Source organism: Paraglaciecola sp. QJM3NY_14, from assembly GCF_056173245.1.
The window spans coordinates 1,973,135-1,998,814 of the sequence record NZ_CM149664.1 but is presented as its reverse complement, the minus strand read 5'-3'; the positions used below and the strand labels follow the sequence as shown (position 1 = coordinate 1,998,814).

The following is a 25,680-nucleotide window of genomic DNA, read 5'->3' as shown; positions in this document are numbered from 1 at the left end:
TCACCTCGCAGCTCTTCGTTTAGCTACTGCAGTGTAATAGAGTAAACCTCATTCGGCGTTTTAAACTGCTCTCTAGGTTTGCCACTCCTACTTTTTTCTTTGAGCAACCACGTCTTCACGTCAACTATCACTTGCCCATCAGCATTTAAGGAAAAAGCCAAGGTAGAGAAATGCTCTTTCGTTTTAGTATAATCACCTATCCCAAAAATACCGCCTGTACGCTGTGATGACACTCGCCAAAAGTGTTCAGGATAATTCACTTCCTGTTTTGGTATTCCCTCACTTTGGATTGGGGGAAAAGTCTTTATTTTTTTTGATTTGCTAGCAGCAAACCTACCGTCAATACCGGTAAGGTTAGACATGGGTGAAGCAATTATTTCGTGAAGAGTACGGCCACTATTACCGAGACTTATATTTGATATTCGTCCGTAGTGAACATCCCCAGAAAGTACCAGCATATCGTGGGCGCATTTTGATAACGCTTCTAGCACTCTTGAATACTGTTCGTGATAATCGGCCAAGTTTCTATCAACCTCACCGCCGGGTTTAACAATAAGCGGCTGACTGAGAACGAGAACACCAGGACATGTTAGCGTCGTTATACAGTCTTCCAATTTCGTTAAATCTGTTTCTGACATAAACCTATTTTCGGATGGCTTACTCTTATTGTATTCTGTACGCTCAGTTCGTGTATCTGCAAGTAAAAAAGAGATTTGATCACTAATATCAATTTGCCGAAGGGGCAAAATTCGTTGAACATTTTTAACGCCATCTAGAGCGCTTTTCTCCCAAATTTCCTTAATCGATCGATTTGCATGAAGCATCCATAAATAGGGATTTTTGCCGGTAGTGTGGGGGTAATTGTTCCAGAACTCATGATCGTCGGCTAACATCCATGTACCACCATGTCGCAACATTCTGCGTAATCTTAACCAAGACAACGCATAATCTTCTGCAATACGCTCCTGAACTTCTTGATACACAGGAGAAAGCGAATCAAGTCCAATATCTAAGTAGACTTGGTCACCTGTCAAAAACTTTATATCAGGCTTTTCGAGGTCATTACCAGAGGCCAACAAAGATTCATATGCCTGGCCCACCACAAAATCGTCGTCATCAGGATAGAAACAACTGCCAAGCATAACAACTAAAGGCTTACCATTTTCTTTGGCCACGAGCTTTTCAGGCAACGTTCTAAACGTACCAAATGACAGTTGCCTATTATCAATTTTCTTGGATAATCCAATGTCTTGGCTTGGACGATGAAGCTCAACTTTATAACAACAACCTGACTTTAACCCTTGAAGATATTCGACGCCATAGAACCGTTGACCAGAACCTTTAAAAGGCTTCTTAAGTTTTCTTCCATCTATTTCAATAGTTGTAATATGGGCACTTGAGTCTGTGCCAGCGCCCAGAGATTTTGTTTCGTGAACATGAAGTTCGAATAACTCATACTTTCTCATGTCACTTTTTAAAGTCCCAAACCATATAGCAGCTGTGGTTTGAGTGACTTCATGAATAACAATCGACCAGTTATTACGCATTCCGTTGCTCCCTTACACTTTAATGTAGATAGCACTTAATAACTCCATTTGATTAAGTGCTGCTCATACTACTTATAGTGCAATTTCATAAAAAACAAACTTTTTGTATGAAATTTAACCATGAAATCAAGTTTTACCACTACCGTTTAAGTAAGCTGAGTCCCCGGTCAGTTAGCCTGAAGCCTATTTCATTGTTTTCTAAAACACATTGTTTAATCAAAGCAACAGCTTTGAGTTCATTTATCCTAACTAGATTGAGCTTCTCATTTCTTCGACTATCCGCTGATAGCGCGCTATAAGGAATACTGTTTGTGGATATTAATTCGCGAAAGTAATCGAAATCGAGGCACTCCAAGAACTTATCGCTAAGCGCACCGTACCGTCGATTGACCAACCGAATGACAATGCTTCTAGTTATCATCCACCTGCGGTATATTTTGTCACAAACCTCTGTTTTAGCTTTGTCATATATAAAAGTAGCCTTCAAAAAAAAATCTTCAATTTCTCGCACTTGCTCTGTCGACAGCTCATCTTCAGCGATAGCGTAAAAAATATTTTCAATTATGTCGTCGATATAGTTATGAAAAATCGCCTCCAAAAAATAACAATCGCTTGGCTCTTTTATAAAGATAATCAAAAGTTTGTTGATTTGATTAAGCTCGTATAATCCGTATGAACGTAGTCTTGAAATTTTACACAATGCATTCACTGCTGCATCGCTTAAATCGGACTGTTTTTGCTTAGAGTCTGTCATCGATATCTCGCTGAAGCAGGTTTGAGTTTGAAAGAGTGCAAGTAGTGAAAGCTTGAATGTTCTCTCGCTTCGCACTTTTTGACATATTTTTTAAGTTGTCGCTTGTTGTAGTTGTTTTGAGATATCAATCTGCGTTCATAAATTCGCTGACCTCTTTTTTTGACTGATGCAATGTACTCATACGTGACTACCCTCTTTGGGGAAGGCTTACGTTGAGCGTAGAGCACAGAAACTCTGCGACTATTTATTCGCTTTAGCTTTCGTTTCACGAGATTGAGTACTGTGGTTTAACAAATACAACAGGTCAGATGAGTAGCGATATTTTGCCATTTTTAACGCCTCGTTTGCTCTTTTCAGTGTCATTAGCTTACAGAGAAAAGTGCTAGTGATGCCAACATCAAAACGCAATAAATGTAGATTTTTTGTTCTTTAACATAGTTCTGTGTTAGTCTAAAAATACCAACTAACATATTGTAAAATATACATATTTTAACGTTTATTATTTAATGTGACTTAATATTTAGTTTAATAAATAAGCTAACTGTTCTTGGCAGGAAATACCTGACGGATACGCATGTGAACTGCGGCTACTGGAGGGGACTATTCGTATATAATACCTTAAACTGCGGGTCTGTTTCTCTTTCAAGAATAAAGTTTAATCTTTCCCTATTCCAGCCTGTGCTGTAACTCTGCGTAAGTGAGTCGCACAATGTCACGTGTTAGGGCCTAACAGACTTATTGAGTTACACCTTGGACTTGGCCTCACGTCGTACTTTAGGACATCTAATACTTTAGATAAAGTGTGTCATTTAACCTAATCGCTACAACCTACAAGGAATATTAACATGTGCGGATTATGCATCGAAGGCGTTTTTCTCTCTGGTTGGAAAAACGGCTCGTTTTCACCTACGAATATGCCTGAAGCGCCAGATTTCATGGGCGAGGAAGTTGAAGCTGCTCACTTAGTTTCAGAGTTGGTGAGTACAGGTACGACATCTGTTGAAGGTCTTTTGTCTCACTATTCTAAATATCCCATAATTGTATGGTCCTTATATTATGTAGCCCAGCAAACCCCTTTGAAGCAAGAGCATCTAATGATATGTGACGCCCACCTTCGAGAACAAAAATTGCTTCGTGCGATGAGTGATAGTCCTTGGAAACGTTTGGAGGAAGACTTTCCACTTGTGACTGAGTTTCTTGATAATATGACGATAACGGAGATCAACAAGCATTATGATAATGCGCTACTTGATGAGATAGAGCGTTGCCTACTATCCATTCACGCTGACGGCTATTATAAATGGGAAGCCTCCTCACCAATGCAGGATATTTTTAATTTCTCGATCATTGAACTTCATGAAAGTGAAAAGAGTGAGCTTTTTGTAGACTGGCCGCTTGAACTATTCATGCTTGCAGAGACGTTACTACGATTACGACCCAATTCATGGGTATTGAGCTTGGTGCTTTCTGTGGACCTTGCTGCCCAATTTGACAGCTACTATCCAGCTTGGCGACGATACATTGCAAATCACTTTTTTGAAGAACTTAGCCCAACGGCATTTTTACCACTAGGGAACTCGTTGCCTTTGATGGTTATCAGCGCGCTTGCTCAACGCCATATTCATAATAAAGTACGGATTTCACAGCTATTAGCAATTGTGGAAAGCCGAAAAAGTGATGAGCAAGTCGTCCCAGAGCGGCTTGCTCGTGAGCTGCGTGATACCTTTGAAAGGTTATAGAGAGCTTACCGTATAGCCAGTTAACGCTCTTTATTCAGAGTTTAGTCTCTTTCATGACCAGCAAAGAATTGACGTAATAGACTGGTTCGATTAAATCGGTCAACATCGGCATTTTGTGGCTTCATTTCCCTACAATGAAGGTCTCAACCTTCATACAGCGCAGAATCAATGCTAGATCGTATATTATTAAATTTAATACGACCTAGCAGTAACGTGGCTCCCGTTCTAAAAGCTTTCTCCAGATTACAATTTGTTAAGATATAGAACCGTTTTCCAATCAAATCCGTTTTCGACTCTTCCACTATTCCAAGCTTCATACATTTGCGTTAATTGGTTATTAACATCAGAAAAATCAAAATAATGTTTATTATGAGACAGTCTGTGCCTCCAATAGCCTACGCCTTGATCAAATCCTACGCTGTACTCGCTTCCATTTTCAAACTTCAGGACCAATTCCCGTCTGTGAGATATGTGTTTTTTATCGTCATGAAGATCCACAAAGCACGGTACCTTTATGCCTTTATCAAACCATAAATTCATTACATCAGTCATATCAGCCGAAACAGACCAATCATGATTTATGAGTTTGCCCTTTGATTGCTTGCTTGAAAATAAAGTCTGAAGTTCAAACGTAGTGTTTGATGATCTTGGCAAAGCTCTAATAAGCTCACCAAACAAAATAATGTACCAGGGAGACTGCAAATATCTGTCTGTATATTTGATTTCGCTAAGTCTGCTACTTTCTAGATCATCTTTCAATGAAGGAAATGAACCGCCAATAAGCGACCAAAATCTATCGCCGAATGTTCTAATTTCGCCATTTAGCTCTGAACTAAATTCTATGCGTTTTCCGCCTCCCTTTTCAGTGTCACCCCAAGAGCTTGTATCAAGCTGAGTAAAAATAAATCCTTGTGGAACATCTGATTTCACCAGCATATCTTCATTATTGTTATCGAGCCACGATGCATTTGGCGAAATTAGACTCACAGTTTGACTCGCTATAGCGAGTTCCGTGCTTTGGTTACTGATAAGAGTTACCATATTCCCACTAGACAGCTTGTTATTAGTACTCAGTAGAGCTACTCCTAGCTCCTGATAGCGAAAAAGTGAGCGCCTTTCTGCTTGTCCTAGATTGATGCTTGGTACAACAAAAGCTAATTCTACATTGTTCACTTTAAGCATTTGATACACAAACATATGCACGTGACGAGAATTTAAATCCCATTCATTTACATCACCTGATAACCATATTTTTACCGAATTAGCCCCTTTGTTTATCTGATGTGATATCGCCTCTTTTATAGATTCGTGACAGTATGCAGAGCCTTTTAGATAATTAAATTCCTGAGCTAGAGACACAAATTTACCATATTCAGCACCAAGCCAATCTAATGCCGTACGCCTATTTAAGTGATTTGCATCATGGCGAGTATTCGAATCTAACAAGCAATTTGAACATGCATCTTCACAGTTCGCTTCGCACTTGAGATCGTCTATTACTTTCAATATAAGGCTATCGATAAATCTGGCAGCACTAGTTGCGAACCCTGCGCCACCACTTACGGCATCATAAAGTTGTATAACCGTTGCTGGAAGATTTGAACTTAATACTCTTGAAGGTCTAACTGCATAGCCTATTTCGGATGTCGAAATACCCAATTTATTAGCTAATACATTCCTTAATGCAACCGCCAAAGTAAGTCCGATTGTCTCCCCTTGATCAGACACATCGATATATTGACCTGTAACTGGGTGTTTAAGCGTTAGTTCAAAAGCATCGGTTAAACTAGAGCAACCTATGTGAATATTAGAGTGAACTGAAGTACTGCCATCACACGGAGGCTGATATCCATCCGAGTCTTTGGAATTCGGTGTTGTAGTAATAGGCCTGTGTTCAGAGTCAGGAGATAAACCTTTCGGAAATTCACCATCTACCGTCATCGATTCTGCCTTACCACAAGATAAACATACCGCATAGCCAGTTCCAAATTCACCAGACGAGTGTTGAAATAACGTAGCGTTATTCCCGTAGCTCATAAACCCAATACTTGGGTTCGGTAAAGCGAATTCTTTACCATTAAGCGATAACCAGGCAGGTTGGACCGGAATATACTTTTGAGTGGATATATCATTTTCTGGCGCATCAAAAAAATCAGTTACAAAGCCTGTTGGTTGTATAGATTTTTTGATCATCGATGGCGGTACTTTATGCTCGCAACGAGAACATTTAACTTCGTCTAAAACTTCGCCTGACGAATACAGTCCTGTTTGACCACAGTGAGCGCACTTCCATGCGGTATCAAGTCTTTGTGCCTCTTTAAAATTTACACCAATCTTCTGCCAATTTAAGGAGATACCCGCAGAGCGGAAAACTCTACCATCGATGACCAATTGTGCCCCTGGCGCATATTCTCTAATTGCAATAGCAAGATTTCGAGAAGGCATGCCTCTTAGCTGAGAGATATTGTCTTCTCTGAGTTTAGTTTTTGATTTTTTCCCGGCCTTTTCCCTTCTGAAATCAATGATGTTTGTGTTATTTAATGTCACCACATCAGTAGGGAAACCATATCCCGGCAAAAATGCTTTTGCTGCTAACTCTTTAAGGAGATATTCATTACGATGCCGACTTAACGCTAAGCTAATTCTATATTCAAATGGGGAATCTTTTTCTGCACTATCTAAAGCGCCGTTCAATTGCTCCAGTTGTGTAAGCCAGCGTTCTTGCATTGCCCCAATAGCCAGTTTAGTTCTACTAATAATTCCCCGTACCTCATTACCCGCTAATGCAGTCCCTCGAACTAGACTCTTGATCGAATCGTCAATGTAATCAGAAGATGCATCCATCCACGCTTTGAACTGCTCACAAACAGATAAACCTTCACCTTCCACTTCAAAAAACCATTGTAAATTTAAATTTGTTTTTTCTTTATTTGTAGCGCCTATAACCTCTCGAAGATAAATCGACAAAAGCAGGGAATTAACGTGGCGCGATACGAGGCGTGCGGAATCTAGTGAGATTTGAGGGGCGGGAATTTTTGTAACGAATGGCCATGCTGTGTCGTTAAAGACTTCATTATCATGGGGATTACTTTTGCACAAAGTATAAGCTATCGCTCTTGATTCGTTACTTCGACCGGCCCGGCCCGCTCTTTGGAGATAATTAGCAGGGTGTGGCGGAACATTATTCATTACTACAGCGGAAATGCCCCCTATATCAACCCCCATTTCCATAGTGGTAGAGCAGTTTAAAACATTTACCTTTCCTTCTTTAAACCTGTCCTCATAGTATTTCAGACGATCTGCTGACTGCTGCGCCGAGTGCTCTGCCGTTCTGTAATAGTAGCCACCTTCGATAGCCCTATCGTTAATATCAGTCCATAAATTTTCGACTCGTAGTGTAGCTAAATCTTTATCATCACTAACCATCGCTCTGATCTTATTTAAGCCATCTCTATAATCTTCTTGAGATATATCAAATGACCAGATGGGGGGCATATTCACTACTTTGCAGGTATAATCACCCTGTGTGAAGTTTCGAGGCAAATAAGGAGTTAACCCTTTAAATGTAGTATCAATAAGCTTGTTGGTGACCGGGCAAACAAAAAACTTATCACTAAAGGAAAATGTTATTTTTTCTCTGTTTAGATAAAATTGATTTCCTTCATTATCTAATACTCGATGAGTGGTCAAAGCAGCCCAAGCAGACCTGAGCCACTCGTTCATTTGATCTTTGTCACTCTTATTTGAAGCCTCCAAGTTCGCGCCCAGCGCCAACAGCTTACCCAACCGATTCAAACTCGTCGTTTTTATTTGAGGCCACTTTTTGACGCGGTTTTCATCTTCCTCTGCTGAAGTTGGATTAATCAAAGTTTTCGGTGCAAACTTAAACCCTATCCATATGCGCCAGTCATCTTCGAGTTTAATATACGTGTTTTCTCGAACATAAAAATCTAATGTTACTTTAAGAAAATCTTGCCAGTCTTCTAAGGTCAAACCATGTGACTCCCAATTGGGTGGAGCGACAGTCACCTTATCCAAACCAACGTATCCTAGCTTCACGATCCCTTGAGTCTCTAAATTATTTTGGCGTTTAGGACGTCTTGCAAATTCTCTCATTAGCAACATTTCAGCTAATTTTTGTGGGCCACTCGAAGTGTCAAATACTTCAGGGTTCGCGTACTTGTTGTAATCCAACATCCCATTTTTAATATCATTAGAAAGCTGTAAAGACTTCACTAAATCAGTCCATGACAAAACAGCCGGAGTGAATATGGACGTACTTAAATTTGCTTGGTCAATTTCATCTTGCTTTTCCTTTGCTATATCCTTCAATCCTGCATTTAGCAGTCTTTCCACTTGAGACTCTAATGCCTCTATCTCTTCTTGTGATATTTTGTTTTCTACTCGGGCATCCAGCTGTTTCTTTTTGAGTACTTCAAACACCAAACCTCTTAGTTTGCTACGCTCAGCTTCTTGTTGCATCCTCACGGCCATTCTAGCTGTACCCTGACGACTGTCAGTAAACGTAATTAGTTTTCGACCTCTACCAGGTAAGCTGTTGGGCCCTAAATTAGACCCCTTATCAACGGCGGGGTCGGGACAGAACTCTAATAACGTAGGGACTGCATTGGCTACATAGAATGGAGCACCAAGCATAGCTCTACGTATGGGTTTACGTCCTGAAAACCCCTTATATTCACATTTACCACATTCATTTTCATAATTTTGAAATAGATACAGTTTTATCTTTTCATCCAACCCTCCAATGTTACCGTTAGTTTTATTAATACCTACACCAATAAAACTTCCGTTATCATTAGCCTCTGCGCGTAAAGTTATGGGAGAAGAATGGCGTGTTTCATTTTTTACGGGTGAAGCCTCCCGTATTTTACCTTCATCATTAGCAGAGATATCATTATTTTCATCGTCATCGACAAGCAAAGAAAACTCGTCTGATGTATTTGCCTCTCTGTGTGCAATAACACCATTTTTTTCAATTGCTAATAGGTGTGGTTCATTGCAGTCATTGCAAAAGCCGACCTCACAAACCGGTGCACCACAATTACAACGACTTCTTTGACTTACATATACGTTACCAAAAGGCCAGTGGCCATTAAGAACTGAACTGGTCTTTGTTTCACAATTTGGATCAATACAGCTCCATAGACCATTGAGCATCCGTTGAAAAAAGTGTGCTCTAACCTTCAAAAATGCCTGCGAACCTATATCCTTTTTTGTACCGGTCAAAAGATCTAGCCACTGTAGAACCGTAGTTTGATTAAAGGCTTGCTCTGGAAATGTCGCATTAAGATATTCAACTAATACCGTGAGTTTTATCGGTTTATCGCTCGTGACAAATTTATCTCTAATTGTCTTAGCCGTTTTTGACTGACACAAAGCGTTAAATCTTGCGACAGATACTTCTGGGTCAAAATCCTCTGACTTCTTGGGAATGTCGGCTGGGATCGAGCACATATCTGCAAATGAGATATTGTCTGAATTTTCAAAAGTAAGTGAAGGGATAGCTCGTTTTCCACCAATCACTATCACTTGAGACTCAGGTACTCCCGCTAATTCCGCAAGGAAACTTTGAAGTTGACCTTCGCCATCGTCATCCGCAATGGTTGCAGACGTAGCGACGAACCTGACATTCTTAGCTTCTACACCAAACGCTTGTAGAACTCGTCGCAGTTGCATTGAGAGTTCCGCAGCTTGGGAGCCAACGTATGTATGAGCCTCATCCAGAATAATCCATCGTAGCGATTTTTCTGCTTTCGATTTACTAATGATAGGTGCGTCAACATTTCTGATTAGCATGTATTCCAACATCGTACCGTTTGTCACCAGAATCGGGGCTGGCTCTTTACGCATTAATTCGCGAGAGTGAATTTCATTAGGTATTGAGCTTTGTTTTGACCGCATACGGTTTTCTTTTTCTTCGGTATTACCGTTGTATAAACAAAACCGTATGTCACTACCAAAGTCTTGTGTCCATGCATGTAATCGCTCGCGCTGGGAGTTTATTAACGCATTTAAAGGGTATAAAAAAATAGCTCGTACGCCCTCTAGTTTTTCCTGTTTGATTTGCTGCTCTCTATATAAATCTTCTAATACCGGCACCATAAAACACTCAGTTTTACCTGATCCTGTGCCACTTGTAACAACGACAGATTTTACTTCTTCGCAAAGCAGGGTATTCCAGCTTTCCAACTGATGGGTGTAAGGGTAATACTCAGCTTTGAACTGATATTTGTTGCTCACTTCGACACCAGTAGCATTTGTTACCGTTTTTTTATCAAGTGAATCCACGACTTTTTTAGAAAGCAATTTATCCGTCACTAACGTGTTCAAAGTTGATGAGGACGGAGTCCACCCGAATGTGTGCTCAAACAGTGGAGATGCCAGAAATGAGCCTTCATCGCCACACGGGCTTTGCATTTGATCCTGAAGATGTTTACGCAGTGCAGGATTGGTTATCCCTAACACACTTAAAGTCGATTCTTTAGCTCGGCTCAATGACTGAGCGACTAAATCTGCAAAATAATTCATATTTAGATCCTTTTAATCTTGGTAAGAAAAATAACTTATAGAGAAGCTATACATTGAGGAGAACCAAGTAGAATCGAAGTCTCTTAACTCTTTTAGAGCATGTATTGTATTGCTGTCGTTACGAAATATATCTACGAACTGTAATTTACCTATAGCAAAGGCCGCCGCAAGAACCGGATACAGAACAACTGATGATTGCCTGAAGTGTGGAAAGTCAATTAAATCTCTGATACCCCCTAGTTCGTCGGCGGCTTTTTCAATCTCATATTTCAAGCTGATGGGCCAATCTGATTCAGAGTGTTCTCGTATTAAATCTTGCAGCCATAAACTATTAATAAGCATTTTTTCTTGCGTAGGTAGTAAACGCGGTGCTAGATCTTGACCTTTGAAATGTTCAATTATTGGAGTAGGAAAACTTGGTATTACTCGACTGAACCGGTCAAACATTTTGGTAATTTGACCGTTTATTAATTTTTCGTCTGCACCAAGCTTTATGAGCCATTCACTAAAGCAATTTTTTGCGAAAATCCAATGTTCTAATGAAATCAACTCCCATAAGATGGGAAATTCAGCATCAATTCGGCGGACGAATTCCTCATTCATCTCAAACTTAAATAAGGCGATAGTCAAAGCGCTTGGCGTTTTAACAAGCGCCTTCCATGCTTCAAATGTGGAGAGTGGTAGATATCCAAAGTTATCCCAGAGGTTACGAAAATACCCCCAACTAGGGTGTTCTATATCAGATGTCATACGATATAAAAAATCTGTAATCACACTCGGAGCACTCGCCGGATGGTAAACCTTGATGGCAGTTTGAATACTTGAAATGTCGCTCATAAGAACGTCAATATTAGTAGGATAAAACGTAGGTCTAAAATCGACATCAACGTTTTGACTTGGGATTATTAACCAAGGTCCTTCTTTTTTCATTTCATTCGCAATTTCAAACCTATCTAACGTCACACTACCCAACATCCTAGGCTGTAATTGAATCGGTTTTCTTTCAGGCTCAGCCATTCTCATCGCAAGTGGACAATGCTCAATGCTTTCAAGCTGCCCATGTTCAAAAGAGATTAAATCATCCATTCGATCTATTTTGATATTTGAAGCAAATCTTCTTACGATGTATTTCTTCATATTCGACGAATCTGAAATGGAAATTTGAACCTGTGCATCTAAGTTATCTGACAAAGACAGCAGCTCAATAATTTTTTCCTTAAAACTATATAAACTCAGTATTTGGGGCTTATCTGCTACCGAAATATAAGATAAGTATGATGGTGAGTTCTTGCTAATGGGTAGCAACAAAAACTCTACTTTAAACTTAGCAACATATGCTTTGTGCGAATAAAGGAAAACTTCCGATCCTAGGAGTTGATTGATCGTAAGCTCGTTATCTAGGATGCGGCCAGCTGAGTCATAGCCATAGATCCCTGAAGCTGGATACGGAAGCGTTAATTCAATCGGGTCACACTCTAAGTTCGCCTGTACGAGCAATGTTACTTTTGCGGGAGGTAAACCATTTGGCTCAATTAAAAATCGACGACTGATAGACGTCTTTTCTGAAGTGACATTTGCATCCTCAGCCACCAAACTCGCTGAAATAGGACGTTCAGTTGATACCGTTATTTCCGCAGCTTTGTTCTCACAACTAAAACTAATAGTTAAATCGCTGGGAAGTACCGCTATTTTTCGCCTAATGAGGGTATCGTTGTTTCTGTTCTTAACAGACAAGGTATGAGTACCGTAAAGCTCATACTCTTTAGCCGTTTTTACTGCTTTATTATCGATATAACTAGTAAAGGCATAATTGATATCGGAGCTATCATCAATAGCTTCTACCTCTGGTAGACCTAAGTACACGCTCGAAGGCTTACTTTGCCATATAACTTCATTACCAACTAAGCGTAGCATTCCACTGGTATTAGAAGATGAATTAGTACATATCCTATACTGGCTATCTTCAAAGGAGAATCGTAGATCCCCTGTCGTTTCGTACCAGGCATAGGACCTACCCTCAATGATCAATTCATCTACCTTAGTACATTGACCAGTAATAATGTCGAATGCGTATTCTGATGGAGTTAAGAGGTAAATGGTTGGATGTTTAGTTGTGAAACTTGCTTGCCCAACGAATTCATACTTATCCTCATTTGAAACAAACCCAATTGGCACATCTCCCAAGGAGATTGAAGAATCAGGTATTTCTGTTTCTTCGATTCGTATACCTGCTTGAGTAACACTCACGTACAACCTTGCATGCACATTACTGCGAGGCACCCGAACTCCTTTTTTCCTAGTTGATATCACCGTGTGTTTGTTTTCGAACTGAGCATAAACACTACCGAAGTTTGCTCGTCTAACGCTGCCTTCATCTAATCCTAAATCCATGCGACTCGAATTCACGGTTTCTTTACCAAACTTAAAGTTAAGTTTTTGAGGTAGCGATACCTCCGAAGTAAACGTGAGGGATTTGAAGTCAAAATAATGTTTACAAAATAGTTTCTTTTGGAATTTTTTAATGGACGAACTAGCAGACCACGCACCGCGCAGCCAATTATCGAGCAAGCCTTTTCCAGTGGCATTATCCAAAGGAATTGGAAACTGGTTACGCCAATTAGGAATTATTTTATCTAATTGGTCAGACGGCAGTTCGTTTTGCGACTGGACATCAATTTTGTCGGCCAATCCCATCAAATTTCTGATGAGGCTTGAAATCAACTCTATCGATTCATCTTCAGAGAAAACGGTAGGTAAGGAGTTTACGTACCGATTGATTAAACCACCTAGTTTAATTCCTAGTAAGTCGACCTGATAATAATTAGCCAACACCTTTCTAATTAACTCGCCAAATTTATTATCTTTTGAACTTATTAGTAGAAAAGGCAATCCGCCTTCAATAAACACAGACCCCAGAAAGTTCCGACGTTCAGTGTAAAAACGGATTGGTCTGCGCCAATAAGATTCCATCCCGATCGGGATCAACTCTCTAATCTCTGGAGCGTTCAACTCAAAGCCTAAATCCTGCCAAATAGCAGCCCAAGACCATCCATCACTCGCTTGATATTCCCGTCGATACCATTCGGAACACCACATAACAAAACATGCAGCCCACTGTTTATGCTTTTGTTCACTCACTCTAATTTTAGGCCTGAACGTCACGACTACTTGTTTCAGATCTTGGTATTCGTTTTGTTGTAATTGATAAGTAAATAGTGGCTCCGTAGTGACTGCGGTTAAACCACGGTTAGCAAACATTTGTGATAGAAATTGGTTGGGGGATAAATGGGTCATAAACACATACTTCCTTTTATGCACTCAATTGAGCTTGGTTAAAACAAGAGTAAAATCCTCTCGCCTGACATTCTTGTCTAAGTTCTTGCCACTTTTTTCCTCTGGAATAATTTGCGGCTGTCACAGGGGCAAGTTTTTCAATCAATACTTGGTGAACTCCAAGTCGCTTAATAAACTTTTTTAAAATAGCGTTTTTCTTATTTTCTTCTGCAATCATCCCTGCATAAAGAAAAATAAGAATGTACTCAGTTTCCGCTGGGTCGCTGTATTTCTTTGAGCTAAATTTTATCCTATCCACTAAATCATAATCTACGACTTTTTTCACCATATCAAATACATACAGGAAATCGTTGTACATAGTGAATCGTTCTGAGGTACTGGTGTATCTCGCCAACATTGCGAAAACGTCTACATCCTTTATCGCGTTAGCCCTTCTACCGCAAACTTGGTAGATACACCAAGTATCGAATTTACCTTTGGCGAAAACCATACTGCTGCCATCTTTTAAAACAGCTATCAATCTCGCGTTTGATAGAAAGCTATCGTTGATACTAAAAGTCATACAAACCTCCAGAAGAAATTAATGAAAGGTGCTTAGAGTTAGCAAGGGACGAATTTGAAGGGGTTAGAGAAACCAAACGGCACGAAACTCGCCGTTTGGTGATTTGCCACTAACTCACTTGATCCAATGGTGAAATTTCATCAAGCAGTGGCATGCTTCCATGCGACAATCCCTGCAATTCCCCGCAAATTGACATCATCTGATTAGTGATACCGCCAATTTGCCCTTCACGCTTCTTCCAGATGCGCTGCATCGCTGATTTTTCCTTTTCCAGCTCCAGGCGCATTTGCTCCTGGTGTTCGACCACGGCTTTTATACGCTGTACAAATTGCGTACTACATACGTAGTCGTAGAACGCTTCCATTTGCTCGTTTTTACCTGCACTTACAGCTCGCTGACGCTGCGTTTCGGTCAATACAGTTCTCAATGCTTGCGATACGCTTTTGACAAAATTCGGTTTCACCAACCAAATGCCATCTTGTTCAAGAAACGGCTCGTTCACGCCAGCAGGAAAAACCGTAGATACCAGCACGCCTATGTCACCGCTAACCTGCTGCATATCAGTTTTAAGTTTCGTTACCCACCCGTTTGACCAATTTGCTGCTCGCTTGGTCTCCCAGACGATTTTTCCGCAGGCACTTCCTGAACGTAAACGGACAGTGTGTAAAACATCAGCACCATTGGCCCCCTTTTTAACCGGGTCAATATCATCAAGCGGATAAAGAGTCGCCAACTCTGTTTCAAGCTCAAGTTCAAGCACTTCACCTTGTAACTGCTGCGAGCCTTGATCGAGTTTGCGTTTCAAATCATCATTGGCTTTTGAGGCATCATCGATTTTCTTGCGCCACTCTGCTTCTTTAAGTTTGAAGTCGTCTGAAAGTTGGTTACTAATGGTCAGTTTTTCCTGATCCAGCTTTCTTGCAAGCTCAACATCAGCATTTTTTTGCCGCTCTTCCAATGCTTGCTTTTGTTTGCGTAATTCAAGCTCTTCTTCGCGGAATTGCGCCAGCTGCTTATCCTTCGCGGCAAGGGAGTCTTTGAGCGTTTGGGCGTCAAGTTGCATCGATTCACGCACCTGCTCTTCAACATTCTTCTTTTCAGCTTGGATACGCAGCTTCAATGTTTCAGTGAATTCATTGCTCTGGGTCAGTTTCTCGCTCAGCTCTGCAATGGTTTTTTGATAGTCTTTGGCGGCTGCTTTTTCTGCCTCCTTTAACGCAGATGCGCGCATTGACGCCAGCTCTTTATGAACCATCGACTGATAGTCGCTCTCATGCTTTTCAATAAGTTGATGCGCAATGGCGTCCTTCAGTGCAAACGACTGTTCGCAATGAGGACAAGTAATAGACTCGGTTGAATTGATAATGATTTTGTTTGACATGGGTTGGTTCCTATAAATTAAGAGATAATTATTTATTACAGGAAGGATGCCAACTCATAAGCCATTGATTTACATATATTTACAGAAAATAAAACAATACAAATTTAAATATTTATTACTAATTTTAAATATTTATTACATAAAAATAGTTGCAATTTCTAGTTACGTAAATTTTAATCGATTAAGAAGTGCAGTATTGCGTTTATTAGTTCGACGAAATGAAAGCTCCCAAATTAATGCGTCTTTCATATTTTTATCGCTAATGTTATCAGCAAGTATTTCCAGCTCCTCTACCTTCAATTGGATGTAAGGTCTCTCAGATCCTTCACTAATATTATTAAAAATTGTTGTTGGAATTTTTTCTTTACTTTTAGCTACTTTATTTCGTCGAGACAATTGCTCATGTTTTAAATGAGAAGCTGTCTTTTCAATTTTTAGATTGTATTTTTCTACTAAAGTTTTACCAGGCTCGTATCCACTATAGATGGCAGCGGCTACTAACTCCTCAGCTTCTTTCCATTGATTATATGTTGGATGTTTTGAAGTAAATATCGAAACAGCTTTAAGACACATTGCAGCTGAATTTTTATAGTTTGCAGCCTTATCAAGTAATGTTTCGAACTCTTCGAGTTTACCTTGCAGTTTTGCTAGTTCAGCAAGTTGCATTTCTTTCCACCCATTAGCAAGCAAAGCATCTGGCTGCAAGTTTTTAACTTTTGCTTCTCGAATCCAAAAAATGTTATTCCATAACTCAAGTTGCTCAGCTCTTTCTGTTACATCAGAGTCGCTTGGCCTTATTAGACCTTCATCCCTTTCGTAAGATCCTCTTTTTTTACTCATACCATTTAGTATGGTTGTATTTTTATTCGGATGAATTCCGAAATTTTCTCTTAGAGTTCTTTCACAGAAGTATTGCCACAGCTTCACATGGTCGAAAATAGACTCACAAGCCATCGTTCTTATTTTTCTTAACGTAAGCCGTTTATCTTTCAAAAGCCTGGCTTGATTTCGCGATGTCATGTCAAAAAATCTTATTTCACTGGCAGGCCCCCGCAAAACTTCAACCACTATCTGTGTACCCAATTCAAAAATAAACACTTCGGTATCTTCCTGAGCTAGGTTTGGTAAAACGATAATATCTGAAGAGGTTGTTCCTTCTTTTATACCAATGAATTCTGCTGTGTCGGCTGGTATTAAAATACGAGTTTGATTAAAACTATCACTATAGTTTGACCAAAAATCTGCTCTACTTTTCAGTTGTCTGACATCTTTTTCATTTAAGGCAAGATAGCTTATGTTGTCTTTTTGACAGATCTTATCTATTAAGCCTTTAAGTACAAAATAGCCACCTAGTTGGAAACGTTGTTTAAGCTTATTTCTTGAAAGTTGACTTAATTCATACCAGAGCGTTTCATTTGAATCGGGCAGACATCGTCTTTGAATAATTTCGTCAAAATGACTTAAAATATTGTCACTTAGCTGCACTAAAGCATCGTAGGTGACTATCTGCTCAAACTCTGTCATGTCTTTGAGACAAAGCTCAAATACTTTTGTGCAGTCGGGGGAGAAACTTGACTCAAGGTAAGGCACAAATTCATCAATTACACCTTCCCGAAATTTACCTAACTCTGGTAGATTAAGAGTTGTACTGAATCTCAAAGGTGAGCATCCTGCCGCGATTGACAGTTCTATACAGTGAGCATAGTTTTTTTGATTTAGCCCAATAAGCCACTTAACTCTTAATTGATTTTTTCCCGTTAAGAACTCTTTGGCAATACTCATGGTATCAATTAAGCATGCTGGGAACTTTTTAGCTTTGTCAGAAATGGAATTAGCAGCCATGTGCATAGCCAAACCGGCTACACGCGGATTTTCACCTATCGCTTTCCAGAGGAGAATACACGCCTTATTCTGCTGCTCTGAACCTAACACATCAAAATCATCGTTGAAGACACTCAACCACTCAATGATGGTAACCGCTTCAGCTGAGCCATTTTCAATCATTTTTAGGATTTGACTCAGTCTAAGGGGGGGATAAGAAGGTAGAGGTCTTTCCCCTAATACATGGACTAGGTGAGGGCTGGCGTTAACGTCCTTAAGCTGGTTACTCAGGGGTAATTTTGGCGAAACAAAAGCAATACCACTATTCGTCGACATTTTTTAATTCTCGCTGGCCGATAATTTTTTGAAACTCTTGGCCTTTGAATTGAAATCTAAACATGACTTTTCGGTCTGATTCATCCACGACTAAACTTTGTGAATCTAACGAGCCACGCCCAGAAACCAGCAGTTTTTGGAAGAATTTTTGTTTATTAGAGAACTCTTGTGAATCAATATATTGGGATACGCTATTGGCCCTTAGCACACTTAGCCGCATGTTATGGTTAAACTCACCTTCGATACTCGAATGTCCCTCTAGTACGATTCTAACCACCTCTTGGGCCGTTTCAGGAGTCTGAAACACCACACTGCTATAAATTGGAATAAACTTATCAAGGAACACCTTGCCTGATCCCTTCAATTGATAATCGTTCTTTTCAAACAGCACCGAATCCAGTATTGAAATGTCCCCTGTCACAGGATCAGCACTTACACTTATATTGGCAGCAGATAACGCATCGTTAATACCCTTGATAATCATGACGCGATTGTTTTGACTTTTCTCAGCCACCTCGGATATTTGTACCAAGGCGCTAATCAACATAAGAGCAAATATCATCAACAACGCAGACATTAAATCGCCGATAGACAACCACGCGCCACTATCATCTATGCTACTTTGCGCTCTTGTCTGAGGTTGATAAAACATTATGCAATCTCACTTTTGTCGTAGCTCATGTCTTGCAATTTTGCATCCACTAAGAAATCCGCCGCTTGAGCTAAACGATTGTGGATCCGCCCAGCTGCATCATCGAAAGATCTAAAAAATAACTCAGTGCTTTGATTGGCCTCTTTAAAGTATTGCTCCATTGCTTTGGGTAAGCCTTCGGTGATCTCTTTAAAAGCGGAACTCGCCATGATGTATTCTTTTTTAAGATCGCCAGCGTGTCTACCGATTGTATTAGCGATATCCTGCAACTCAGACATAGTAGCGGTTTCGGTCAACCCGATCGCTTTAGCTAATCTCTGTATGGTTGTTGCTGAGCTTTGCAGCTGCTCATGCTGTGCTGTTAACTCTTGCAGTAAATTGTGGCGAGTTTGATATTCCTCAGTGAAAACTTGCTTAAATTTATCTACCACTTCCACCAGGTTATCCCGCTGCTTACCTAAGGTATCTTCAAGTAAGTTATTTTGTTGAGTGAAAAACTGAGTAAGATTATCTTGGTATTGTTCTCGGAAGCTCTCTAATTCTTTCTGAACGGTTCTGGACATTCCCGTCACTTTTTCGTCAATATTGCCCAAGCCTTGTTCAAGCTCAACGCGAGCGCTTTCCATCAAACTACTGGCCTCAATGCCTGTTTGTTTCAGCACGCTATTTTGCTCTTCAAAACTTGTATTTGTTTGTTCAAGTAGCGTTTCAATGCGTTGCTCAGTAGCGGTAAACAACGCTTTTTCACTCAACGCTCTTTTGTCTAATGCGTCTTCGAGCTTTTGCCCCATTCCTTCAAACGCTGTAGCTGCTCGCTGCGCGCTTACATCAAAAGCTTCCCGCTGCGCCGTCATCCCCTTTACGCTAATATCTAACACATTCTGAACTTCGCCAGTAATGCGCGTCATGGTGCCTTCAGTATCTGCTTTAAAGCCGTCTAATACCTCACGGAGTGACTGAGCGAAAGCTTGCAGCTTTTGCATAGTTTCTTGGTTAAAGTTATCGATAGTTTCAACCGTCTCCCCCACCTGCTTAAGCACGAGCGCTACGTTTTCATTTAACTGACGAGACAATTCATTGCTCGTATTTACAGCATCTGACGTATGCTTCAATTCGCTGGTAACAGGCACTATTAGTTCTTGTTTTATAGTGGCGACTAATTGAGTTAATAATGCTTCGCTATTATCTTCTTTAAACTCTCTAACTGCTTTAAGCTCTTCTTTAAAATCAATCAATACGGGCGCAATTGATTCTTTCATCGTGCGGTCTACCGCATCGGCGATTTGCCCAGCCATTTTTTCACCGTTGAAGTTATTACCAAGCTCTTCAAACTGATTCAAAAACGTCGCAAGCTGTTGACTTACATTTTGCATGGCTTGAGCTGATTCTTGTTGGGCGTTAGATTGATCTTGATTATCAGTTTGAGCCACTAATTTTTGCAGATAATATGTTGGTGATACCTCATGAAGTAAATTAGCTAAATGCTCATTTAATTTTCGAGTTTGATTAATTTGAAATTTTTCATGTACTTGAACAACTATCATAAAAATGGCTGACGTCGCCATACCTGCCAATGATGTATAAAAGGCTGTTTTCATTCCTTCTAGCAGAACGACTGCTGATTGTAATAAAGAGGCTGAATTTTCACCCACATCATTAAAATTAAAGTCAGACAAGCCCAAGGTAATACCCAGAAATGTTCCAGCCACACCTATACTGGTTAATAACGCTGGAATACCTTTACCATTAATATTTGGTTCACTACACAATAACTGATAAATAGGAACGAGTGTTTTAAAGCCTCTTGCATCCTTTTCAGCGACCAAACGTTGTTCAATCGGGTCAAATTGTAATGATCGGCTTAACCACTGCTGCATCTCAGCAGTCTCTTCTTCCAAAACAATCACGTCTTTTTGACTTAAGATGCGTTTAATTTGCTCAAATGGTTTTCGACGCTTTCTTTCATTGAGGACATAACCAACTTGTGATGCTAAAGCCATTATAAAAATGATGCTTATAATGGAAATGATTAAAAATGTGATGGCATCAATACCCATAATAGTATCTTGGTTTAACATAGAAGACTCCATATCTACTGCTCTCCTAACGAATCAAGCTTTCTAGCTCAATTGCATGAAATAAATCTTTGGCAATGCGCTCGGGCATATGCTCAGCATCATGACGCATAGCGCCATTTATTAAGGTAGGTTTGTTTAATCGAACGCTGAAAAGAGGTTCGCCTTCAACGTTATCTTCATCCTTACGTAGAAAGCATGTATTGGGAAAGTCTCGCAATAGTGTTGCTTGCCAGGATGACTTTTGCAGTCTAAGGGACTCAGTAATAGAGTGTTTTGCCCCAAAATCATCCCTAGCTACTTTCCAAGCATGATTAAGGGTGATAATACGTTCAATAATATTGCTAAAATCCATTTTCACATCATCACTTTTATTAATTAGCCTTCATTAATCATCACGCTTGGGGACATAAATAAAGCTACTGGCGCGATTAGCAAGTATACCGGCGTCCTGTATGGTTTTGTCCCACCCCATATCGCTTAGATCACTTAACCAACCCGCTATATAACGAATAGAAGACGTTCGCACCTGTTTTATTAAGCCCAACCTAGCACAAAGAAAAGATGAGCCAATTTCAGCCACTAGCTCTTCAAAAGCATAAGCGGGGTCGTTATTGCCGTCGCCAAATTCTCGATTACAACGAGATTCATGCCCTGTCCAGTGCACCATTTCATGCAATAAAGTCGCGTAGTAGGTTTTTGTAGCATCTTTCTCTTTGAACAAACCTTTATCAGGCATAAATATTACGTCGTCATGAGGGAGGTAATAAGCGTCGCCATTATGATGCTCTACACGAACGTCCAGTTCGTCAATCCGTCGTTCTAATATTGGTAGTGAAGTAACTTTTGTCTCACTAAAGCATTTACCACCAAAGCCAACCACTTCATCAGCGTTATAAACGATTGAGATTTTGCGTCCAACCGTGTCCGGCGCTTTTTGCTCGTCGGTAATAACAACGTCATTGTCATTGTTGGTAGTAAAGTAATGGAAAACGGGAGCTGGTTTAGCGTCATGTTTGAGTTTATACCCCATTTTTAGCCACTGTTTCTTTGTCGCCCACAAATTAAATTTATAGTTGTTTTGTACAACTAATATTGATAAAAACATCCACGTGTAAAGGGATTTATACTCACGATGAGATTTAGCGTTATAGTGGTGGCTGGACGACACGCTAGACAACCACTCCTGAACAAACTCTTTGTCAGAGTGTGAAATGCCTTTAAGTATATTTTGAAAAACGTTCGCATCTAAATCCCAGTTCGCTGGTACTAATTCGGTCAACTCACCTAACCGTGTCACCTGTTTAAATAACGGTTGTTGTAAAAATTTTAGTAACGCGTCAGCAGAATCAAGGTCATCGGGTAAAACAAGTTCGTCTATGTAATCTAGCCAGAACGTAAACTCTTTTAACAAAGGCAGCAATTCACCTTTGGTAACACCACCCCAAAAATCAGATTCAAGCATTGGAAATATTTTATCTAAGCGAGTGGTAGCGTGTTTACCTTTAAGCTCATCGACTATTTCAGTGATTGAATAACATACACCTTGTTCTAGCTCAGACAAGCTCTTAGCCACCGTTCTAATCACGGAAATATTAGCGTTGAGGGACTTATCGTAATCTAACCAATCGAGCCTTGGGGTCTGTTGTAAAAACGTATTAAATTGCGTATTGCCATGCAGTGCCTCTGCTTTTTCCATTAAACTTTCAATAGATCTTCCTGTGGCCAATGAATACTCAAGTTGCAATAATCGATTACTTTTAAACTCGGCTATATTACTCATCTATCAAGTCTCTCTTTAATGGTTAACAAATTTAACATTATCAATCGCTTTCACCGCAAATCCATGGTTAGCTCTTCGCTGATTTGGATTTAACTTTCTTCGCAGCTTTTTCTAGTTGCTAGGCTTCCTCTCGGGCAGCTTTTATGCGCGCTAGTAGTTGTTCGGCGGGTTCGTCATTGGGGTCTTGTGGTACTAACTCCCCTTTAAAGGCTTTGGCTAAAATAGATTGGGTGAGGTTATCTACCCGCTGCTTGGCATTGGCTAGGTGCTTTTCTAAAGTGTCGGCTAAGGCGAAATGCTGATCCACTAGTCGGACGATTTCGGTTTGTTCTTCGATTGGAGGTAGTGCAAACTCTAAATTATTCAACACAGTGAGACTTAAAAATGGCTGCGCTCCACCTCGAGTTTGTTCATTAAAAATTCTCTGCTTTTGTGAATCGAAATACCACTTCAAATATTTACTTTCAATGAAACTCGGTTTTTTAATGATTGCGATATTTTTAAAACTAAACTCGAAGCTAACATTTACTGAAACATTGTTTCCTGTACCAGCACCAATATTTACAATTAAGAGATCACCAACTTCAGGCCTACATTTGTTGTATAGTTCACGGTGATCTTTTTCAGAAATGAATCTATTTTCACTAAAATTAAGTTTACCTTTAGTTAAGTCTTTAGCCATTAAATAAGGATGACCTTCGTCAAATACTTTAGGTGTATTATGAGCGCCATCAGTTATTTTAACGCTAAGGTTCCCCATCATTTCCCAACTCCAAGAGGTAGGTATTTCGAAAGGAACAGATTCAAGATCTATATTTCCAACATTTCGTGGGGTTTTAAAACCAAGCTCTTTTCTTTCATTTACAATTTTAAGCTTTAGTTCATCAATATTAACGTTGACACTATTCAACTCACGCCATTGCTCGGTGAGTTTGCCGGAGACGGCGGCGGCGAGGACGGACTGGCGGAAGCGTTTGATGATGTTGGGTAAGTTGTTCAGGCGTTGCTGAATGGTGTCTACCTGCGCCAACAAGCTATCGAGCTTTTCAACAATACGCTTTTGTTCGTTTTTAGGTGCAAGGGGTACAGGAATAGACTTAACTTTACTCAAATTCAAATTAGGTTGATTTCCACCGACCGCTGCCAAACGAGTAGCCTGATAATTTTCCAAAAGTCGGTATTTGATGAATTCGTTTAACGCAATTTTTGAATTACTAATGATAGCAGCGCAAGCTTGATTGCAAGTAGCGTCTATAGCTATTTCTGTTACTTGCCCCCTCGTTTTTCCTTCACCATACATTGCTAGTAATAATGTACCTTTTGGGAATACTTTCAATCTACACTCTTTTACCGCTAACGAGCTTACAAATTGAGTCGCTAATTTACAAATAGAGTGACCCGTAACAGCACTTGTTAACCAAGGGAAATCAGCACTATCCCAGTATTTATCTTCAGTTCGTTTTGGAGTGCTGCCAGTAGAAACGTCTGCAATATCTCCTATTGTGACATTAGCCCAGCCGATTGGGGACATTGTCATACTGCATCGCCCTCAACAACTTTCTTCTCCAAACCAAACTCTTCCGCCAACAAGGTCACTTGACCTTCGGCTTCATCGCTGGCACCGAGGTCAATCATCAACTGGTTCATTTCACGTAAGGCTTCGGTCAGCTCGGTCATGGCTTCGGTTGCAAGCACTTCTGGCGCGGGTAAATTAGCGGCATCGGTCACTGAGTTATCTTTAAGCCAGCTTATGTCTAAGCTATCGCCCTTTTCTTTAATAAACTCACGGGAGAACTTGCGCCAGCGGGCGTTTTCTAGTTTGTCTTCTGCCTCTGTATCCACTTCGGTTGTGCAACCTAAAACATTGTAAATGCCTTCTTCACGTACGCTTTGGCCGTTGGGATCATCACCATAAGCTTGTTCAAAACTCTCTAAGTATTTATTGGTAAAGGGGCTGCGTTTACCGAAGGTTTGCATATTGGTACGTAAGTCGTAAACCCAAGTGTGGGTGGTGCAGCCTTTGTCTTGGTTAGGGTTTTGTGGTGTGCCTTTTTGGAAAAACAACACGTTGGTTTTTACCCCCGCGGCGTAAAAAATGCCTGTGGGTAGGCGTAAAATAGTGTGCAGATTACATTTGTCCATAAAGTCGATGCGAATGCGCGTGCCTACACCGGCTTCGAATAACACGTTATCGGGAATGACTACAGCCGCTCGGCCACCTGGCTCTAAACTGTTGTAGATATGCTGCATAAAACACAATTGTTTGTTTGATGTTGGGTAAACAAAAGTGCGGGTAATGTTTGTGCTTGAGGCGCTGCCAAAAGGTGGGTTGGTTAAAATCACATTGGCTTTGGGCAATTTCTCACCATCGTTACCTAGGCTGTTACCTAAACGTATAGCACCGCCTACATCAGCTTTACCTTCGATGTCGTGCAACAAGCAATTCATCAAAGCTAAGCGGCGGGTTTCAGGCACGAGTTCTAGCCCTACAAAGGCACTTTTCATTTGAAATTCTTGGCCTAGGTCGTCTAAGTCGTCTAGGTCGTTGGTTTGGCTTTTAATGTATTTGTCGGCTTCGATTAAAAAGCCCGCGGTGCCTGCGGCGGGATCTTGGATTATCTCGCGAGGTTGAGGTTTTAGCAATTTCACCATAGTGCTAATAAGCGGCCTTGGGGTGAAGTATTGGCCTGCGCCCGATTTAGTTTCGTTGGCGTTTTTTTGTAATAGCCCTTCGTACATGTCGCCAAAGTCATCACGGCTTTTAACTACCTTACCTGCAACACCTGTTTCGAACCAATCGAGTCCGTCCATGGTACTGACTAGCTCAGTTAATTGGCCTGCGTTGGTAATAGTGGTATTTACGTTTTGAAAAATTGCACGCACTATGGCATGTTCGTCATTACCCAGTTTTACTAGCATTTCACGGTAAAATTGTAATTGCTCTAGCCCTATTTTGGCTTTTAAATCTTCCCAGCGTTGGCCTTGTGGCAGTAACTCGGTTTCTTGGCCGGTTTGTTCGGTCATTTTTAAGAACAGCAGTGAAGCGAGTTCGTTTACGTAGTTTTGGTAAGACACACCACCGTCGCGTAGGTTGTCACACATTTTCCAGAGTTTGGCGACTAAATCATTGTTGTTCATTCTTCTTCCCATCGCCTTCATGCTCTAACCTTTAACGGCATTGTCTGTA

General features: G+C 40.4%; 14 protein-coding genes. 1 reads left to right on the top strand and 13 read right to left on the bottom strand.

From position 1 onward, the window contains the following. Window positions 1-23 precede the first annotated feature (23 nt). Together AC0VYA_RS08505 and AC0VYA_RS08500 are read right to left on the bottom strand one after the other, a co-directional pair. Window positions 24-1,547: a metallophosphoesterase family protein gene (locus AC0VYA_RS08505; protein WP_475490705.1), complete on the bottom strand. Its 1,524-nt coding sequence runs from the start codon at window positions 1,545-1,547 to the stop codon at window positions 24-26. 139 nt (window positions 1,548-1,686) lie between these two features. Continuing rightward, window positions 1,687-2,301 (bottom strand): hypothetical protein, encoded by a 615-nt coding sequence (locus tag AC0VYA_RS08500; RefSeq protein ID WP_475490704.1) that lies wholly within the window; start codon window positions 2,299-2,301, stop codon window positions 1,687-1,689. A gap of 845 nt (window positions 2,302-3,146) precedes the next feature. Here AC0VYA_RS08500 and AC0VYA_RS08495 point away from each other — a divergent pair. Further along, window positions 3,147-4,040, top strand: a complete 894-nt coding sequence (locus tag AC0VYA_RS08495; protein WP_475490703.1) for a hypothetical protein — start codon at window positions 3,147-3,149, stop codon at window positions 4,038-4,040. Window positions 4,041-4,283: 243 nt separating this feature from the next. On the opposite strand, the gene AC0VYA_RS08490 is transcribed toward AC0VYA_RS08495, so the two are convergent. The 11 genes from AC0VYA_RS08490 to AC0VYA_RS08440 all read right to left on the bottom strand — a co-directional run bounded on the left by AC0VYA_RS08490 (window position 4,284) and on the right by AC0VYA_RS08440 (window position 25,631). Continuing rightward, window positions 4,284-10,589, bottom strand: coding sequence for a DEAD/DEAH box helicase (locus AC0VYA_RS08490; protein WP_475490702.1), 6,306 nt, complete (start codon window positions 10,587-10,589; stop codon window positions 4,284-4,286). Window positions 10,590-10,601: 12 nt separating this feature from the next. Next, window positions 10,602-13,883: an STY4851/ECs_5259 family protein gene (locus AC0VYA_RS08485; protein WP_475490701.1), complete on the bottom strand. Its 3,282-nt coding sequence runs from the start codon at window positions 13,881-13,883 to the stop codon at window positions 10,602-10,604. Between the two features lie 16 nt (window positions 13,884-13,899). Continuing rightward, a complete protein-coding gene (locus AC0VYA_RS08480) occupies window positions 13,900-14,445 on the bottom strand; it encodes a DUF7004 family protein (protein WP_475490700.1) in 546 nt (181 codons plus the stop codon). A 109-nt stretch (window positions 14,446-14,554) separates the two neighbouring features. Further along, the gene (locus AC0VYA_RS08475) at window positions 14,555-15,826 is read right to left on the bottom strand and encodes a DUF2130 domain-containing protein (RefSeq protein ID WP_475490699.1); all 1,272 of its coding nucleotides are present in this window, start codon (window positions 15,824-15,826) and stop codon (window positions 14,555-14,557) included. Between the two features lie 162 nt (window positions 15,827-15,988). After that, window positions 15,989-17,983: an EH signature domain-containing protein gene (locus AC0VYA_RS08470; protein WP_475490698.1), complete on the bottom strand. Its 1,995-nt coding sequence runs from the start codon at window positions 17,981-17,983 to the stop codon at window positions 15,989-15,991. Further along, entirely contained in the window at window positions 17,970-18,635 is a 666-nt protein-coding gene (locus AC0VYA_RS08465) for a chemotaxis protein MotB (protein WP_475490697.1), read from the bottom strand. The genes AC0VYA_RS08470 and AC0VYA_RS08465 overlap by 14 nt, the downstream gene beginning before the upstream one ends. Beyond that, window positions 18,635-20,713, bottom strand: a complete 2,079-nt coding sequence (locus tag AC0VYA_RS08460) for a hypothetical protein (protein WP_475490696.1) — start codon at window positions 20,711-20,713, stop codon at window positions 18,635-18,637. The genes AC0VYA_RS08465 and AC0VYA_RS08460 overlap by 1 nt, the downstream gene beginning before the upstream one ends. A gap of 25 nt (window positions 20,714-20,738) precedes the next feature. Beyond that, window positions 20,739-21,065, bottom strand: a complete 327-nt coding sequence (locus AC0VYA_RS08455; protein ID WP_475490695.1) for a hypothetical protein — start codon at window positions 21,063-21,065, stop codon at window positions 20,739-20,741. A gap of 33 nt (window positions 21,066-21,098) precedes the next feature. Then, window positions 21,099-22,493: a zincin-like metallopeptidase domain-containing protein gene (locus AC0VYA_RS08450; RefSeq protein WP_475490694.1), complete on the bottom strand. Its 1,395-nt coding sequence runs from the start codon at window positions 22,491-22,493 to the stop codon at window positions 21,099-21,101. A gap of 118 nt (window positions 22,494-22,611) precedes the next feature. After that, entirely contained in the window at window positions 22,612-24,030 is a 1,419-nt protein-coding gene (locus AC0VYA_RS08445; protein WP_475490693.1) for a restriction endonuclease subunit S, read from the bottom strand. After that, window positions 24,027-25,631: an N-6 DNA methylase gene (locus AC0VYA_RS08440; RefSeq protein WP_475490692.1), complete on the bottom strand. Its 1,605-nt coding sequence runs from the start codon at window positions 25,629-25,631 to the stop codon at window positions 24,027-24,029. Before AC0VYA_RS08440 ends, AC0VYA_RS08445 begins: the two co-directional genes overlap by 4 nt. Between the last annotated feature and the right edge of the window lie 49 nt (window positions 25,632-25,680).